Annotated in this window: 17 protein-coding genes; 8 read left to right on the top strand and 9 right to left on the bottom strand. The window is 67.1% G+C overall.

From position 1 onward, the window contains the following. Positions 1-2 precede the first annotated feature (2 nt). The gene (locus tag JZZ72_RS03860; protein WP_210014061.1) at positions 3-848 is read left to right on the top strand and encodes a phosphatase PAP2 family protein; all 846 of its coding nucleotides are present in this window, start codon (positions 3-5) and stop codon (positions 846-848) included. Here the strand turns inward: JZZ72_RS03860 and JZZ72_RS03855 are convergent. After that, entirely contained in the window at positions 814-1,239 is a 426-nt protein-coding gene (locus JZZ72_RS03855; protein ID WP_043863863.1) for an EamA family transporter, read from the bottom strand. The genes JZZ72_RS03860 and JZZ72_RS03855 overlap by 35 nt on opposite strands. Positions 1,240-1,337: 98 nt before the next feature. Between JZZ72_RS03855 and JZZ72_RS03850 the strand changes: the two genes are divergently transcribed. Then, positions 1,338-2,252 carry a histone deacetylase family protein gene (locus tag JZZ72_RS03850; protein ID WP_054916358.1) on the top strand — a complete coding sequence of 305 codons (915 nt, stop codon included), beginning with the start codon at positions 1,338-1,340 and terminating at the stop codon, positions 2,250-2,252. A 151-nt stretch (positions 2,253-2,403) separates the two neighbouring features. Next, positions 2,404-3,639 carry a TIGR03862 family flavoprotein gene (locus JZZ72_RS03845; protein WP_210014060.1) on the top strand — a complete coding sequence of 412 codons (1,236 nt, stop codon included), beginning with the start codon at positions 2,404-2,406 and terminating at the stop codon, positions 3,637-3,639. Positions 3,640-3,720: 81 nt separating this feature from the next. Here the strand turns inward: JZZ72_RS03845 and JZZ72_RS03840 are convergent, their stop codons facing one another. The 3 genes from JZZ72_RS03840 to yedA form a co-directional block, all read right to left on the bottom strand. Beyond that, positions 3,721-5,052, bottom strand: a complete 1,332-nt coding sequence (locus tag JZZ72_RS03840) for a DEAD/DEAH box helicase (protein ID WP_054916356.1) — start codon at positions 5,050-5,052, stop codon at positions 3,721-3,723. Between the two features lie 66 nt (positions 5,053-5,118). Continuing rightward, the gene (locus JZZ72_RS03835) at positions 5,119-5,973 is read right to left on the bottom strand and encodes a hypothetical protein (RefSeq protein ID WP_210014059.1); all 855 of its coding nucleotides are present in this window, start codon (positions 5,971-5,973) and stop codon (positions 5,119-5,121) included. Continuing rightward, positions 5,970-6,902: a drug/metabolite exporter YedA gene (yedA, locus tag JZZ72_RS03830; protein WP_210014058.1), complete on the bottom strand. Its 933-nt coding sequence runs from the start codon at positions 6,900-6,902 to the stop codon at positions 5,970-5,972. Before yedA ends, JZZ72_RS03835 begins: the two co-directional genes overlap by 4 nt. Before the next feature lie 152 nt (positions 6,903-7,054). Between yedA and JZZ72_RS03825 the strand changes: the two genes are divergently transcribed. Further along, entirely contained in the window at positions 7,055-7,513 is a 459-nt protein-coding gene (locus tag JZZ72_RS03825; protein WP_043863869.1) for an Lrp/AsnC family transcriptional regulator, read from the top strand. Here the strand turns inward: JZZ72_RS03825 and JZZ72_RS03820 are convergent. The 3 genes from JZZ72_RS03820 to JZZ72_RS03810 form a co-directional block, all read right to left on the bottom strand. Continuing rightward, on the bottom strand, positions 7,510-8,115 hold the full coding sequence (locus tag JZZ72_RS03820; protein WP_088513874.1) for a 3'-5' exonuclease: 606 nt from the start codon (positions 8,113-8,115) through the stop codon (positions 7,510-7,512). The genes JZZ72_RS03825 and JZZ72_RS03820 overlap by 4 nt on opposite strands. An 18-nt stretch (positions 8,116-8,133) precedes the next feature. Continuing rightward, positions 8,134-8,613: a LabA-like NYN domain-containing protein gene (locus JZZ72_RS03815; RefSeq protein ID WP_043863871.1), complete on the bottom strand. Its 480-nt coding sequence runs from the start codon at positions 8,611-8,613 to the stop codon at positions 8,134-8,136. Between the two features lie 96 nt (positions 8,614-8,709). After that, positions 8,710-9,465, bottom strand: a complete 756-nt coding sequence (locus tag JZZ72_RS03810; RefSeq protein WP_210014057.1) for a DUF2076 domain-containing protein — start codon at positions 9,463-9,465, stop codon at positions 8,710-8,712. Between the two features lie 152 nt (positions 9,466-9,617). Between JZZ72_RS03810 and JZZ72_RS03805 the strand changes: the two genes are divergently transcribed. Together JZZ72_RS03805 and JZZ72_RS03800 are read left to right on the top strand one after the other, a co-directional pair. Beyond that, positions 9,618-10,292 carry a hypothetical protein gene (locus JZZ72_RS03805; protein WP_043863873.1) on the top strand — a complete coding sequence of 225 codons (675 nt, stop codon included), beginning with the start codon at positions 9,618-9,620 and terminating at the stop codon, positions 10,290-10,292. Between the two features lie 63 nt (positions 10,293-10,355). Next, positions 10,356-11,435 (top strand): endonuclease/exonuclease/phosphatase family protein, encoded by a 1,080-nt coding sequence (locus tag JZZ72_RS03800; RefSeq protein WP_210014056.1) that lies wholly within the window; start codon positions 10,356-10,358, stop codon positions 11,433-11,435. A gap of 3 nt (positions 11,436-11,438) precedes the next feature. Here JZZ72_RS03800 and hrpB read toward each other — a convergent pair whose 3' ends face one another. After that, on the bottom strand, positions 11,439-13,964 hold the full coding sequence (gene hrpB / locus JZZ72_RS03795; protein WP_210014055.1) for an ATP-dependent helicase HrpB: 2,526 nt from the start codon (positions 13,962-13,964) through the stop codon (positions 11,439-11,441). A 118-nt stretch (positions 13,965-14,082) separates the two neighbouring features. Between hrpB and JZZ72_RS03790 the strand changes: the two genes are divergently transcribed. Both JZZ72_RS03790 and JZZ72_RS03785 read left to right on the top strand, forming a co-directional pair. Next, the gene (locus JZZ72_RS03790; RefSeq protein WP_043863875.1) at positions 14,083-14,502 is read left to right on the top strand and encodes a hypothetical protein; all 420 of its coding nucleotides are present in this window, start codon (positions 14,083-14,085) and stop codon (positions 14,500-14,502) included. Positions 14,503-14,523: 21 nt separating this feature from the next. After that, complete coding sequence (locus JZZ72_RS03785; RefSeq protein ID WP_210014054.1) at positions 14,524-15,396, top strand: cation diffusion facilitator family transporter; 873 nt, start codon at positions 14,524-14,526, stop codon at positions 15,394-15,396. A gap of 89 nt (positions 15,397-15,485) precedes the next feature. Here JZZ72_RS03785 and JZZ72_RS03780 read toward each other — a convergent pair whose 3' ends face one another. After that, positions 15,486-16,283: a DUF6515 family protein gene (locus JZZ72_RS03780; protein WP_210014053.1), complete on the bottom strand. Its 798-nt coding sequence runs from the start codon at positions 16,281-16,283 to the stop codon at positions 15,486-15,488. Positions 16,284-16,661 lie beyond the last annotated feature (378 nt).

Genomic DNA, 16,661 nt, shown 5'->3' with positions numbered 1-16,661 from the left:
GCATGTCGCCACGCCAGTCGTTCTACCTCACCCACCTGGGCCTGCCCCTGCTGCTGGCACTGGTCGTGTTCGTGGCCTTCGACCTCACCGACCTCGACCGCTGGTTCAGCCAGTTGTTCATCGACCCGGCCAGCGGCCAGTTCACCCTGCTGCACGACGCCTGGTTCGAGAAAGTGACCCACAAGTGGCCCCGCATCCTGCCCAACTGGACAGGCGAAGCCGCACTGATCGGCGCCCTGCTGTCCTTCGTGTGGCCGCTTTTCGCCCGCCATCCGCAGGCCGCCGCCACCCGGCTGCTGCAACGCAGCCGCATTGCCGGCGTGCTGCGCTTCACCACCCGGCACCGGCGCGACCTGCTGTTCGTGGTGGTGGCATTCGCACTGTGCACCGCCATCATTCACTACCTCAAGAGCCACACAGGGGTGTACTGCCCGGTAGAGACCACATTCTACGGCGGTGCCCATCCGCGCCTGGAGTGGTACCAACAGTTCGACCTGCTGCACAAGGCCGGTGACGGGCGCTGCTGGCCCGGCGGGCATGCCTCCAGCGGCTTCACCCTGATGGCGCTGTACTTCGTGGCCCGCCGCTGGCGCTGGGCGCACGCACGCAAGCTGCTGGGGTTCATCGTGCTGCTGGGCATGGTGTACGGCACCACCCGCGTGATGCAGGGCTGGCACTACATGTCGCACACCTTCTGGGCGGGGATCTTCGTCTGGCTGACCTGCCTGCCGACCGCGCTGTGCTTCTATGGCCGCACCGCGCTGCAGGCACCGCTGAAGGCACCGCTGGAGTTACCGGCAACACCTCTGCGCGCTAACGCCATGCCAGCATCACTACGCCCAGAGTGATCAGGCTGATGCCGCCCCACTGGCGCAGGTCGAGCCGCTCGCCCAGCAGGGTAACGCCGAGCACCGCCACCAGCACCACGCTGAGTTTGTCCACAGGCGCTACCTGCGAGGCTTGCCCCAGTTGCAGGGCGCGGAAGTAGCAGATCCACGAGGCGCCTGTGGCCAGCCCCGACAGCAGCAGGAACAGGTAGCTGCGCGGCGAGATCGACCCCAGTGACTGGTACTGGCCGGTGGCGAACAGAATCAGCGCCAGGCTCACCAGCACCACCACCGTGCGCAGCAGGGTGGCGAAGTCCGAATTGATGCCGGTCACGCCAACCTTGGCAAATATGGCGGTCAAGGCGGCGAATATCGCCGACAGAATCGCCCAGAACGTCCAGGAAGCCAGCATGGGTGCACCCCTGTCGAGAACCTGCGCGCAGTGTAGATCGCTGGCGCTGGCTGTACAGCAACTGGCAAGATCGAGGCCTGCCCCGGTTAGAAGCTGCCATGCCCCTGCCCCTGATCTACCACGACGACTACAGCCCGGAGTTTCCTGCCGGGCACCGCTTCCCGATGGACAAGTTCCGCCTGTTGCGCGACCACCTGGTCGACAGCGGCCTGACCACCGATGCGGCCTTGCTGCGCCCCGAGCTCTGCCCCAGCGACATCCTCGCCCTGGCCCACGAGCGGGGCTACATCGAGCGCTACATGAATGGCGACCTGAGCCGCGAAGACCAGCGTCGCCTGGGCCTGCCCTGGAGCGAAGCGCTGGCACGGCGCACCGTGCGCGCGGTCGGCGGCTCGCTGCTGGCCGCCGAACAGGCCCTGCAGCATGGCATCGCCTGCCACCTGGCCGGCGGCACGCACCACGCCCACTACGATCACCCGGCCGGCTTCTGCATCTTCAACGACCTGGCGGTGATCAGCCGCTACCTGCTCGAAGCCGGGCGCGTGCACCGGGTGCTGATCTTCGACTGCGACGTGCACCAGGGCGATGGCACCGCGCGCATCCTGCACGACACCCCGGACGCGATCACCGTGTCGCTGCACTGCGAACAGAACTTTCCGGCACGCAAGGCCCAGAGCGACTGGGACATCCCGTTGCCGCGCGGCATGGGCGACGCCGACTACCTGAAGGTGGTGCACGACGCGCTGAACTACTTGTTGCCGCTGTACCAACCCGACCTGGTGCTGTACGACGCCGGCGTGGACGTGCACAAGGACGATGCGCTGGGCTACCTGCAACTGACCGACGCAGGCGTCGCTGCCCGCGACGAAGCCGTGCTGCGCCACTGCCTGGGGCGCGATATCCCGGTGGTCGGCCTGATCGGCGGCGGCTACAGCAAGGACCGCCACGCCCTTGCCCGACGCCACGGCATCCTGCACCACAGCGCCCAACGGGTACTCGATTACCCACAATGACTGTGGAGCTGCCTGTGGATAACCTGAGCGCAAGCCCATCCGGCCCTTGTGGCACGGGGCCTGCACCGTACTGATCGTTTTTTGTACAGTGCCTGGGCGGGGCCGTGTCGGGTAGAATGCCCGCTCTTTTATCCCCAGCCTGCAGCCGCCCATGACCGATACTCCCCCAACCACCGCCCCCCACGTTGCCATTATCGGAGGCGGGCCGGCCGGGCTGATGGCCGCCGAGGTCCTCAGCCAGGCTGGTGTGCGGGTAGACCTGTACGACGCCATGCCCTCGGTGGGGCGCAAGTTCCTGCTGGCGGGCGTGGGCGGCATGAACATCACCCATTCCGAAGCCTACCCCGCGTTCATCTCGCGCTATGCAGAACGCGAACACGACATCGCGCGCCTGCTCGACGGCTTCGATGCAGACGCGCTGCGCGCATGGATCCACGGCCTGGGCATCGACACCTTCGTGGGGACATCCGGCCGGGTGTTTCCGCGCGACATGAAGGCCGCCCCGCTGCTGCGCGCCTGGCTCAAGCGCCTGCGCGATGCCGGGGTAGTTATCCACACCCGGCATCGCTGGCACGGCTGGGATGCCGACGACGCCCTGCGGATCACTTGTCCACAGGGCGAGGTGAGCGTGCAGGCCGATGCCGTGGTGCTGGCGCTGGGCGGCGGCAGCTGGGCGCGGCTGGGCTCGGACGCTGCCTGGCTGCCCTGGCTGCAGGCGCGGGGTGTGGATATCTCGCCGTTGCAGGCAGCCAACAGCGGCTTCGAGGTAACGGGTTGGAGCGACGTGCTCAAGGGCAGGTTCGCCGGTGCACCGCTGAAGAACATCGCCCTGAGCCTTGCCGGCCAGGCGCCGCGCCTGGGCGAGTTCGTGCTGACCGAGGGCGGCGTCGAGGGCAGCCTGGTGTATGCCTGGTCGGCGCAGATTCGTGAAGCGATCAACCGCGAAGGTAGCGCGACGGTGCTGCTCGACCTGCTGCCGAACCGGCCTGTGGACAAGATCGAGGCGGCGCTGCGCAAACCCCGTGGTTCGCGCTCGATGGCCAGGCACCTGCACGGTCAGCTGGGCCTGGACGGGGTGAAGGCGGCGCTGCTGCGCGAGCTGACCGGGCCCGAGGTGTTTGCCGACCCGGCGCGCCTGGCGGCAGCGCTCAAGGCGTTGCCGATCACGCTGGTACGACCGCGCCCGCTGGACGAGGCGATCAGCAGCGCCGGCGGCGTGAAGTTCGAGGCGATGGATCGGCACCTGATGCTGACCCGGTTGCCGGGGGTGTTCTGTGCGGGCGAGATGCTCGACTGGGAGGCACCGACCGGCGGCTACCTGCTGACGGCGTGCTTTGCCAGTGGGCGAAGGGCGGGGTTGGGGGTGCTGGAGTGGCTGCGCCGGTGAGGCCGGCGCCTATAGGGTACGCACAGCCCTTGTAGGAGCCGGCCTTGCCGGCGAAAGGGCTGCAGCGCAGCCCGTGCCCAATTAAGGCTTGCGCTTGCGCGGCCCGGTATTGAACGTCGGCACCTTGCGCACCGGCTTGACCTGCGGCGCGGCTGCGGGGGTATCCCCGCTGTCGGTCCAGCGCCCCAGGCTGCCCTTGCCGCTGCCCTGCTTGGGCTTCTTCGGTTTCTTCGGCTTCTTCACCACCTGCCCGCTGGCGTCGGTTTCCGGCACCCGGTGCTCCGGCACGAAATCCGGCTCTTCATGGCGCGGCAAGGTCTTGCGCGTGAGCATCTCGATGGCCGACAGCATGTTCACCTCGTCGGCACACACCAGCGAAATGGCTTCGCCGGTATTGCCCGCACGCCCGGTACGCCCGATACGGTGAATGTAGTCCTCGGCCACGATCGGCAAATCGAAGTTGACCACCAGCGGCAAGTCGTCGATATCCAGCCCGCGCGCCGCCACATCGGTGGCCACCAGGATCTGGATCTCGCGCGCCTTGAAGCTGTCCAGCGCACGCTGGCGCGTGGCCTGCGGGCGATCGCCATGGATGCCGTCGGCGTTCACGCCCTGCGCCTGCAGGCGCTCAACCAGCGCATCCACACCGTTGCGGGTCTTGGCGAACACCAGCACCTGCTTCCAGCGCTGCTTGCGCAGCAGGTGCATGAACAGCTCGGGCTTGCGCTTCTTGTCCACAGGCACGACCCACTGCTTGACGCTGCTGGCCGCCACGTTGCGCGGGCTGACCTCGACGCTGAGCGGGTCATCGAGCATCTGCCCGGCCATCAGGCGGATCTCGTCGGAGAAGGTTGCGGAAAACAGCAGCGTCTGGCGCTTGACCGGCAACGCCGCGTAGATCGAGCGCAGCTCTTCGGCAAAGCCCAGGTCGAGCATGCGGTCGGCTTCATCGAGCACCAGCGCCTGCAACTGGTTGAACTTGACCGCGTTCTGGCGGAACAGGTCGAGCAGGCGCCCGGGCGTGGCCACCAGCAGGTCGATGCCCTTGCGCAGTTTCATCATCTGCGGGTTGATGCTCACCCCGCCGTACACCGCGTAGGTGCGCAGCGGCAGGTGTTCGGCGTACTCGACGATATTGGCGTGCACCTGTTCGGCCAGCTCGCGGGTCGGCACCAGCACCAGCGCTCGTACCGAGTTGCTGGCGACCTTCTCGCCTTCCATCACCAGGCGCTGCAGCAGTGGCAGGGCGAAGCCGGCAGTCTTGCCGGTGCCGGTCTGCGCCGCCGCCATCAGGTCGCGGCCGGCCAGCACGGCCGGGATGGCCGCCGCCTGCACCGGTGTCGGGGTGGTGTACTTGAGGTGCTCGAGCGCGCGCAGCAAGGGTTCAATCAGGCCAAGTTTGGCGAATGTCATGGCAATACCGTCTGGGGAATTCAGCAATGGCGCAAGTTTACCCTGTTCGCGCGGGTTCACCGAGCTTCAATCCACAGGCGGCAGGTACACGTACGTCAGGCGATCCAGGCCATTGCCGACAAACAGCGACAGCGGCCTGCCCAGCTGGCTGGCGCGCGAACGGCACAGGCCGTAGATCTCGTTCAGGCTCGAATCGCGCGCCGACATCGGCGTCCAGCTGTGCATGCCCAGCGACCCCAGTTCGAAGATCATGTGGTCGCGGTCCTTCTCGCGGCTGAAGCTGACGGCTACCTGGCCGCGCGCTACCTGACTACGCAACCCGCCATCAGCGAATTCCAGGCGAACCGGCGTGCGCCTGAGCTTCTGGTCCGGGGTGCGCAGCGTCATCACGCCCTGACTGTAGTCGAGCACCTCGAAGGGCAGGTTGGCCCTGAGCCTCACCGGGACCCGGCAATCGACCTCGCCACGCGCCGTGTTCTCGATCAGCGAGCGCATCGCTTCGCTGAGCGTAGGATGGCTCTTGATCGCGACATCGTTGGGGAAGGCCAACCGCAACGCGATCGGCTGGTCAGGTTGATCCGCCAGGGTCAGGGTGACGTTGCCGGTGACTGCCTGGCGCGCAGCCAGCACGGCGTCGACCGTTGCCTGCAGAGTCTCACGCCGCGCCGGGGTCAATACGTCGCCTGGCATGCGCAGGTTCACCACCCAAGGAGTCTCGTCATCGGCCCACATTTCCACTCGGGCCAGGTCGATCTGCTGTTCGGCCAGCAGGTTACGGACCGCTTCGGCGTAATACCGGTCTGCATGGCCGTGGGCGTAATTGTCGATAACCGATACCTGAAACTCCAGGCCGACTTCCTGTTCATCACAACCGGACAGCATCCCAACCAACAAGCCTGCCATGGCAATACGACGCTTCACTTGGACAACTCACCCCTCAAGGCGTCAGCCGGGGTGGCTACGCTGGCCGGCACCTTGCGCCATTGCGGAACGCCGATCAACACCACCGCGCCGATGATCACCGCCATCGCCACGCACTCCTCCACGCCGATCTGCTCGCCAGCGAACAGGATGCCCAGCAGCACCGCCACCGCCGGGTTGACGTAGGCATAGCTGGTGGCCGCCGCCGGGCGCACATGCTTGAGCAGGTACATGTAGGCACTGAAGGCCAGGATCGAACCGAAGAACACCAGGTAGAGCAACGCCCCCCAGCCGGCAGCGGTCGGCATCTGGGTCATGCGTTCACCGCTGAGCGCGCTGCCCAGCAGCAGCGCCGCGCTGCCCACCAGCATTTCGGCGGCACTGGCCATCGGCCCGGCCGGCAGCGGCAGGCTCTTGCTCCACACCGAACCGAAGGCCCAGGACGCTGCAGCAAACAGGATCAGCGCCGCGCCCAGCGGGCTGGCCTGCAGGTTGGAGCCCAGGTTGAGCAGGCCGATGCCGGCCAGGCCAAGGCCGATACCGGCCCATTCCAGACGCGTGTTGCGGTGCCCGAAAAATCGCCCGAACACCAGGGTGAACAGCGGCACGGTCGCCACCGCCAGGGCTGCGACCCCGGACGCCACGCCCGCATGTTCGGCCAGGGTCACGCCGCCGTTGCCGCAACTGAGCAGCAATATGCCGATGGCCCCGGCGGCCTTCCATTGCGCCCAGCTGGGCGCCGGCACCCCGCGCCAGCGCAGAAAGCCATACAGCAGGCTGCCGGCAATCAGAAAGCGCACCCCGGCCATCAGCAGCGGTGGCCACGACTCGATACCGATGCGGATCACCAGATAGGTCGACCCCCACACCAGGTACAAGGCCAGGAAGGCACCGATCAGCACCAGCGGAAAGCGACGGGAGGCAGGCATGGGAGGCTCGAAATCAGGGTTTTGGAGCTGTAGTTTAGAAAGCCAAACGGGTAATTTTAAGTTACAAACCCTGTTTATACGGCCACCAGACTTTCGAAAAAACGGATGTTTGCCCGTTTCGCCATCGTTTCAACACCTGGTACCCACGCCCCATGGACAAGTACGATCGCATGCTCCTCGCCGCCTTGCTCGACAACGGCCGCGCCTCCTTCGCCGAACTGGCGCGCAAGGTCAACCTGTCGGCCCCGGCAGTGGCCGAGCGAGTGGCCAAGCTCGAGGCCAGCGGGGTCATCACCGGCTACCAGGCCAAGGTCGACATGAGCCGGATCGGCTTGCCGATCCAGTGCGTGATCGAGCTGCGCCTGGCCAGCCACGGCAACCAGCAGACCTATGAGGACCTGGCGCGTATCCCGCAGATCACCGAGTGCCACCGGGTCACCGGTGATCCGTGCGTGATCATGCAGGCGGCGGTCGGCTCGATGCCGGAACTCGAAGAGCTGATCAACCACGTGGCGCAGTTCGGGTTCAGCAAGACCTCGATCATCCTGTCCAGCGCGGTAGAGCGACGGGTGCCGCTCGGCCAGCTCGACAGCAACGGCAAGAAAGCCTAGCGGTAGCGCTTGAGGGTTTCGGCAACCTTGGCTGCCGGAACCTTCTGCAGGCTGCAGAACAGCGGGTGCGTTACCTCGCTGATACCGTGGCGCTGGCGCAGTTCGCCGGCCAGGTGCTGGGCCAGGTTGGCGGCCATCTCGGCATCGGCCATGGCCCGGTGAGCGGTGCCGGTGTCGGGCAGCCCGGCCCAGCGCGTCAGGGTGCCGAGCTTGTGGTTCGGCGCAGCCGGCAGCAGGCGCCGCGAGAGCAGCATCGAACAGGCGAACGACTGCACCCGCGAGCGTCCGATCAGGCTCAGTTCGTAGTCCCAGAACTTCTGGTCGAACGAGGCGTTGTGCGCCAGCAAGGGCGTGCTGCCGACGAACTCGGCCACCTCGTTCATCACCTGCGCATTGGCCGGCGCACTGCGCAGCATGGCGGTAGTGATGCCGGTCAACCCGGCGACAAAGGCCGGTACCGGCACGCCGGCATTCATCAGGCTCTGGTAGCGATCGACGATGCGCCCGCGTTCGAGCATCACCACCGCCACTTCCGTGGCGCGGCAGTAGGCACCCGGCGAGATGCCGGTGGTTTCAAAGTCGATGACCGCAATACGTTCCACAAAAACCTCGGGTAGCTCTCAGTGCTTGAGCAGGAGTGCGCCTTCGATGGGCACATAGCGGGTGGCGGCGCGAATCAGCGAGTTGGCGGTGAGCCCCGGTACGCCATAGGCCACCGCTTCGGCGCCATGACGGTTGATCACCCGTTCCAGCAGCAGGTCGAAATCGCCATCGCCGGAGGCCAGCACCACTTCGTCGACCCGCGAGGCGGCGTCGATCACGTCCAGGGTGATGCCCACGTCCCAGTCGCCCTTGGCCGAGCCGTCGCTGCGCTGGATATAGGGTTTGAGTTTGACCGTGAAACCGAGGTTGCGCAGGATCTGCTGAAACTGCTGCTGCTTGCTGTCGCCGCGGTCGATGGCATAGGCCACCGCCTCGACGATCTCGCCGTCCTGGCTGACGTGCGCCCAGAAGGCGGCGTAGTTGAAATGACAACCATAGGCCTGGCGCACGGTGTAGTAGAGGTTCTGGACATCGGCGAACACCGCAATCTTCTTCACCGCACTTCCTCGTCACGCCAGGGGCCGGCCCCGCATACCGGGGCCGTTTCGGCGCCCAGTATGCCAGCCTGACGGCAGTACGGGTATGTGCGCGGCTCAGACGAAGGAATCGTCGTCCGAAAAAAAGCCGCCGCCATCGTCACCGTAGTCGGTGTCCATGAAGCCGCCCTGATCATTGCCGTAGCCACCGTTGTCGGCGGTCAGGCGCTGCTCGTCGTTACCGCCCCAGCCGCTGTCGCTGGCTGGTGCCGGCGCTTCGTTGATGATCTCGGTGACTTCCTGGGGCTGCGACGAATGATGGCCGAACAGGCTGCTGATGCCCTGCGCCAGCATCACCCCACCTGCCACGCCGGCGGCGGTCTGCAGTGCACCGCCCAGAAAGCTGCTGGCGCCGCCGCGGGCCGGTGCGGCCTGGGGCGCGGCGTTGGAACCCTGCTGCTGGGGGGCCACGCCGGGCCCGCCAAAGCCGCTGGCCGGTTCACGCCAGCCACCACCACTGGTGGCAGGTGCCGGGGCCGGCTGGGCCGCGCGCTGCGGCTGCGGCTCGGGTTGCCGTGCCCCCCCGCCGAAGATGCTCGACAGGAAGCCGCCGCTGCTCGGCGCAGTGGCCGCCACCTGTGCGCGGGCCTGGTTCAGATCGGCCTGCAATTGCCTGTTCTGTTCATCGAGGCGCTTGAGCGCGGCCTCCTGCACCAGAATCGCCTGGGCCATGTAGTAAGGGGCCGACGGCTGTTGCTGCAGGTGCTCGGCAATGCGCGCCTGGGCCTGGGCATCACGCGGTGCGCCTTCGCTCTCGGCTTGCTTGAGGCGGCCGAACAGGCCGTCGATCAAGGTTTGTTCTTCGTGGTTCATGGGGCGACCTCACTGGATAGCCGGGGGATTACAGGTGAGCACTAGATGGGGTTCCAGCATGGGCGATTCAATCGGCCCGCGGCATGAAACTTTGTTCAGGTTCGACCGCTGGGCTAAAGTAGCGGCCTGCTCTGTCACTGCGATATCGACTGATGAATCCGCTTAGCGTTCTGCAAGACTCCTTGTATTTCTTCCGCCGCCACCTGCTGAGCATCGCCAAGCTGTGCCTGCCGCTGATCGTCATCGAAACGCTGCTGGCCCAGGCGATCTATGCACAGTTCGGCAGCCAGACCCGTACCCTGGCCTACGGCATGCTGCTGGGCCTGGTGTTCTACCCGCTCTACAGCGGCGCACTGATCCTCTACCTGGACGCCCGCAGCCAAGGTGAAGAGCCGCGCAAGCGCGACCTGCTGGCCATGTCGCTGCGCCTGTGGCCCTCGTTCGCGCTGCTGATGATCGTCTGCCTGCTGCTGATCGTGGCCGGCTGCGCGCTGTTCATCCTTCCGGGCATCTGGGTGATGGTCAACCTGGTGTTCGCCGAGTACCTGCTGGTGCTGCGCGGCCTGCAACCGCTGCCGGCCATGCGTCAGAGCTTCGAGCTGTGCAAGGGCCACTTCTGGCAGATCCTGGTGTGCATGATCGTGGCCATGATCCCGTTATGGCTGATCGATGCGCTGACCCGCAGCCTGATCGGCGAAGAGCCCGAGCTGTGGCTGGAACTGCTGGTGGGCAGCTTCAACGGCTTCCTCACCCTGTTCAGCACCCTGGTGAGCTTTCGCATGTTCATGCTGGTCACCGAGCCGCCGCTGGCCCGCGACCCGAGCTGAACCAAGCAGGCGACGAACGGCTCGGGTATGCTGCGGGTTCACCTGCGACGCCAAGCCGAGCCGATGATCCGACTACTGCGCAATGCCCTGCTGACCCTGCTGCTGATACTTGCCCTGCTGTGGCTGCTGGCCAGTCACCTGAGCTGGCAACCCGAGCCGCGCGAGGCCCTGCCGGTGGCCTGCCGTGGCACGGCCACGCCGCTGGTGCCGGGCCAGATGCTCAAGGTCATGAGCTGGAACATCCAGTACCTGGCCGGCAAGGGCTACGTGTTCTGGTATGACGAAGGCCGGGGCAGTGACACCCGCCCTACCGAACAGGACCTGGCGTTCAACCTCGACGAGGTGGCGCGGGTGATCCGCGCCGACAACCCCGACATCGTGCTGTTGCAGGAACTGGACACCAACGCCAAGGCCAGCGCCTACCAGGACCAGCTGGCCCTGCTGCGCGAGCGTCTGGCCGACCTCTACCCCTGTGCGGTGCAGGCCTACGACTGGAAGGCGGACTTCGTGCCCGACCGGCATGTGTTCGGCAGCGTCGGCCGCGGCCTGGCGACCCTGAGCCGCTACCCCATCCAGCAGGCCGAACGCCTGGCCCTGCCATCGGCCCCCGACAACGCCCTGAGCCGCCTGCTGCAGCCGCAACACGCGGTGCTGGCCAGCTACCTGCCGCTGCGTGATGGCGGCTCGTTGGCGGTGCTCAACACCCACCTGGCGCCCTTCGTTCCCGGCAGCGATATCCAGCGCCAGCAGGTGCGCCAGCTCGGCGCGCTGCTCGACAAGCTGGAAAGCCAGGGCACGCCGTGGCTGATCGGTGGCGACTTCAACCTGCTGCCGCTGGGCCAGTACCGCCGGCTCACCCCCGAGCAGCGCCAGCACTATGGCGCCGACAGCGACCTGCACTTGCTGTGGGACAAGTATCCGATGATCCCCAGCAACGCCGAAGCCGGTGGCGCCGAGCGCAGCGCCTGGCTGACCCACTACCCCAACGACCCGCGCCTGAACGGCCCGGACCGCACCCTGGACTACCTGTTCCACAGCCCCAAGCTGCAGCGCCTGAGCGCCCGGGTGCTGCAGCAGGACACCCTGCAGATTTCCGATCACCTGCCGCTGAGCGCGCGCCTGCTGTTGCCGACGCCGCCCTAGCGGCTACTTGCGCGGTTTGGCCCGCGCGGTGGCTTCGGCCACCAGCGGGTCGTCCGGCCAGTAGTGCTTGGGGTAGCGGCCCTTGAGGTCCTTCTTCACTTCGGCGTAGGTGCTGCGCCAGAAATTGGCCAGGTCCTGGGTCACCTGCACCGGGCGCCGTGCCGGTGACAGCAGGTGCAGCAACACCTGCTGGCGGCCCTGGGCGATGCGCGGGGTTTCGGCCAGGCCGAACAGTTCCTGCAAGCGCACCGCCAGAATCGGCGGCGTCTCGCTGTAGTCCAGGCGGATGTTGGAACCCGAGGGCACGCCGATGTGCACCGGAGCCCATTCGTCCAGGCGCTGCGGCAGCGGCCAGGGCAGCAGGTTGCGCAGGATGGACGACAGGTCGAGCTGGGCAAAATGACTGAGCCGGGTGACCTTGCCCAGGTAGGGTTGCAGCCAGTGCTCAAGGCTGGCCAGCAAGGCCGCGTCGCTCAGGTCCGGCCATTCGCTCTGGCCTGCCGCCGCAACATCCAGCCCGCGCAACAGCGCCACCCGCGCCTGCCACTGGCGCAGTTCCGGGGTCCAGGGCAGCAGCTCCAGGCCCTTGCGCCGCACCAGGTCAAGCAGCGCCCGCGCACGCGCATCCTCGCCCAGCCCGGTCAGCGGCTCGCGGCTGAGCACCAGTTCGCCGACCTTGCGCTGGCGCTCGGCACGCAGCACGTTCTCACGCTCGTCCCAGTCCAGTTGATCCACGTGGCGCACCTGCTCGGCGAGCACGTCGTCGAACAGCGCCGGGTCGAATTCGGCCGCCAGGTAGATGCGCTCTTCGCGCTGCCCCTGGCGGCTGCCGAGGTCGGCGATCACCAGCCAGGGTTGCTTCATCAGCGCGTCGGCCTCACCGAACAGCGCCGCACGCCCGTTGGCCAACCGGTACTCGGCGCCGCCGGCACGGCGCTGCTGAGCGACCCGGTCGGGATAGGCCAGCGCCAGCAGGGCACCGAGCCAGCGGGAATGTTCGGGGTCGGCCACGGCCGCGCCGGCCTTGCCGCGCAGGTAGCTGCGGTACTGACGGGACAGTTGTCGCGCCCGCTGCACCCCGCCCTGCCCTCCTCGGGCTGCACGGGTTTCGCCACTGAGCAGGGCCAGTCGGCTGTGCAGGTCGGCACCCGCCCCGCGCAGAATGTCGCGCTCGCCCAGCAGTGCCGCCACATCGCAGGCCATCTGTGCCAGGCCAAGGTCCTGGCCGCGCAAAAGCAGGTGTGCGATGCGCGGATGTGCCGGCAACTCGGCCATGGCCTGACCATGCTCGGTCAGCGCCAGCAACTGCCCCGGCCTGAGCGCCCCCAGGCGCACCAGCAGGTCCTGGGCCTGGGCATAGGCCGCCGCCGGTGGCAGGTCGAGCCAGCACAGCTGCGCCGGGGCCACGCCCCAGCGGGTCAATTGCAGGGCCAGCCCGGCAAGGTCGGCCTGCAGGATCTCGGCGCTGCCGTAGGCAGCCAGTTGGTCATGCTGGGCCTCGGACCACAGCCGATAGCACACGCCCGGTTCCAGGCGTCCGGCGCGCCCGGCCCGCTGGGTGGCGCTGGCGCGCGAGATGCGCTGGGTATCGAGGCGGGTCATGCCGCTGCCGGGGTCAAAACGCGGCACCCGCGCCAGCCCGGCGTCGATCACCACCCGCACGCCGTCGATGGTCAGGCTGGTTTCGGCGATGTTGGTCGCCAGCACCACCTTGCGCAGGCCCGCGGCCGGCGCCTCGATGGCGGCGCGCTGGGCCGCGAGATCGAGTTCACCGTGCAGCGGGCACAGCAGGATCTCGCGTCGCTCACCCAGGGCCTCCTGCAAGGCCTGGTGCACACGGCGGATCTCGGCCTGGCCAGGCAGGAACACCAGCAGGCTGCCCGGCTCGTCGGCCAGCGCCTGCAACACCGTGTCGACCACCCGCGGCTCGACGAACTCGCCGGGCTGGAACGGCCGCCCCCAGCGCATCTGCACCGGGTACATGCGCCCCTCGCTGCTGATTACCGGGGCGTCGTCGAGCAACGCGGACAGGCGCTGCCCTTCCAGCGTGGCGGACATCAGCAGGATCTTCAGCGGCGGCTCATCACGCAGCAGCTCGCGGCCGTTGAGGCTCAGGGCCAGGGCCAGGTCGGCATCCAGGCTGCGCTCGTGAAATTCGTCGAAGATCAACAGGCCCACCCCGTCCAGCGCCGGGTCGTCCTGCAGGCGCCGGGTGAGGATGCCTTCGGTGACCACTTCGATGCGGGTACGCGGGCCGACCTTGCTGTCCAGGCGAATGCGGTAACCGACGGTTTCGCCCACCGCCTCGCCCAGTTCGCTGGCCAGCCGTTCGGCTGCCGCGCGGGCAGCCAGCCGGCGCGGTTCGAGCATCAGGATGCGCTGGCCGGCCAGCCACGGCTCATCGAGCAGGGCCAGTGGCACGCGGGTGGTCTTGCCGGCGCCCGGCGGTGCCTCGAGCACGGCTTCGTGGCGCTGCTGTAAAGCGGTGCGCAAGGCCGGCAGCACGGCATCGATCGGTAATGAATTCATGGTAGCCCTCGAACAATCGGCCGAGTATAACGGCGAACCGAGCCTGCCTTATCATGGTCTTAGCTGCACCCTCCGGCATTTCGCCGGTAGCGGTGCGGCCTACTTTGCGGAGATTCACATGCGTATTCCTTCACGCCTTATCGGCGGTGCCGTGGTTGCTGCCCTGCTGACCCAGCTGACGGCTTGCGGCACCCTGTTCTTCCCCGACCGTCGCGGCCAGATCGAAGGCAAGGTCGACCCGGTGATCGTGGCGCTGGATGCCATCGGTATCCTGTTCTACGTGATCCCCGGGCTGATCGCCTTCGGCGTCGACTTTGCCACCGGTGCCATCTACCTGCCCGGCGGCAAGACCGCCCAGGTCGACCCGCACACGCTGAACAAGGCCATCGCTGCCGATGGCAAGGTCGACAAGGTGCGCCTGCAGGCCATCCTGGAGAGCGAGCTGGGCCAGCGCCTGCCGCTGAACGACCCGCGCCTGATCCAGCACAAGGGCAGCGTTGAACAACTAGCGATGTACGGCCTCAAGCCCGCCGCCTGACCGCCCGCACAAGGACGACCGATGAACACCAGCGCCGAACACGCCCGCCTGCTGCGCCTGGCGACCAATGCCTCGCTCGGGGTCGCCAGCATCCTGATCGTGAGCAAGGCGGTGGCCTGGTGGCTCAGCGGCTCGGTCAGCCTGCTGGCCGGCCTGACCGACTCGATGCTCGACGGCGTGGCCTCGTTCCTCAACCTGCTGGCGGTGCGCTATGCCCTGCGCCCGGCCGATGACGATCATCGCTACGGGCACGGCAAGGCCGAGGCAATGGCCGGCATGGCCCAGGCACTGTTCATCGGGGGGAGTGCGGTACTGATCGGCGTACAGGCGGTCGAACGCCTGAAAAATCCCACGCCGCTGGGTGATGCCACGGTGGGCATTGTCGTGATGCTGCTGTCGCTGGGGCTGACCGTCACCTTGCTGATGGTGCAGGCCAGGGTGGTGCGCCTCACCGGCTCGACCGCCGTGCGCGCCGACTCGCTGCACTACCGCTCCGACCTGCTGCTCAATGCCAGCATCCTGGTCGCGCTGGTGCTGGCGCGGTTCGGCTGGCCACAGGTGGATGCGTACTTTGGCCTGGGCATCGCGCTGTACATTCTATGGAGTGCCTTGCAGATCGCCCGTGAAAGCTCGGCCATCCTGATGGACAAGGAGCTGCCCGGCGAGGTGAGCGAGCAGATGATGACACTGGTGTGCGCGGTGCCTGGCGTGCAGGGCGCGCATGACCTGCGCACCCGGGTGTCGGGCAACCGCTGGTTCGTGCAGGTGGACCTGGAGCTGCCGGGCACCTTGACGCTGACCGAGGCCCACGTGCTGTGCGATGCGGCAGCGGCGGCGATCCGCCGGGAGTACCCCAAGGCCGAAGTGCTGGTGCATGCCGACCCGGTGGAGTGACACAGCAGCCCCTTCGCCGGCAAGGCCGGCGCCTACGGGATTCACGCTGTGCGTGTAGGAGCCGGCCTTGCCGGCGAAGCTGTTGCGCTTCAGTTGACGCTGTAACCGCGCCCGCTCAAACACGCCCCCAGCGCCCGTCGATAGGTGTCCGTCACCTGCGCCGCAGGCGCGTAGGTCGCCGATGCCGGGTCGAACCCGGTCTGCTGCACCGCCCAGCGGTGACACTGGTAGCGGTCCTGATCGACCTGCTGTGGCGACTGCCCGTTGGCCGGGTAGGCAATCACGTCATAGCTATTGCCCGGTTGCGCCGGCGCCGCAGCCACCGGCGGGCTTACCACCACATAGTCGCGGCTGTCGTCCAGGTACTGGTAATAGGTGCCTGCAGCCAGAAAGAACAGCGCACTGCCCACCCACACCTGCCGCGCATAGTCGGGCAGGTAGTTCACCCGTACCCCGTAAGGCGGCGCCACCACCACGTAATGCGGCCCCTGCGGGCGATACCAGTAGCCACCGGAATAGTAGTAGTCACTGCCACGATACGGCACGCGCCGGTACGGTTCCGGGAAGCGGTCTATGGTGTGCCCCGGCCGATACTGAGGCCCGGGGCCCCAGCCATTGCCGTGCCCTTCGCCAGGGCGCTGCCCCGGCCCGCCGGCCTGCCAGTGCTGATTGGCGTCATTGCGCCGCGGCACGTCCTGATAGTACCCCTGGCGTGGCGGCTGGGTCTGGCGGACCTCGTCCGGGCGCGCGTTGAGCGGCGAGGACGCAGGCGGGCGCTCGCCGCCATTGGGGTCCTGCTGTGGTCCGCGACGCTCGTCCTGGGCCTGTGCGCCCAGGCTCAGGCAAAGCAGACCAACACCTGTCAACTGCCAGATGCGCGACTTCATGCTGTTTCTCTCCCGCTGGCATTCATGGCCTACTCTATCAGGCCGCCTGCCACGCGCCAGCAGGCGCCAGATGAAATTGCGGACATTAAAAAAGGGTGACCCTGAGGCCACCCTTCGAGATTTTCGTCCGTGCTCGGCGCTTGTGACGCCGGCTCACCTCACGCTGTCTTGTGAACAGTGTGCAGCCCGGGGGCCGAGCACAACCCGGTGGGGTTGCTGGCCGCAGCGCCCCTGATTGGGGCCGCCGCTGTGGACATGTGTCCGGGCAGTGATTCTGTTGACCATCATAGGCAAGCGCTGCGACAGAGGATTGCGAAAATTGCTCAACAAAACATTACTTGCGCAATTTTTAACTAAGGATTGATAATCCGCAGCAAT

Source organism: Pseudomonas palmensis, assembly GCF_017848315.1.
GTDB classification, from domain to species: domain Bacteria; phylum Pseudomonadota; class Gammaproteobacteria; order Pseudomonadales; family Pseudomonadaceae; genus Aquipseudomonas; species Aquipseudomonas palmensis.
The sequence above is the reverse complement of the archived record's forward strand: the minus strand, read 5'-3'. Positions and strand labels throughout refer to the sequence as shown.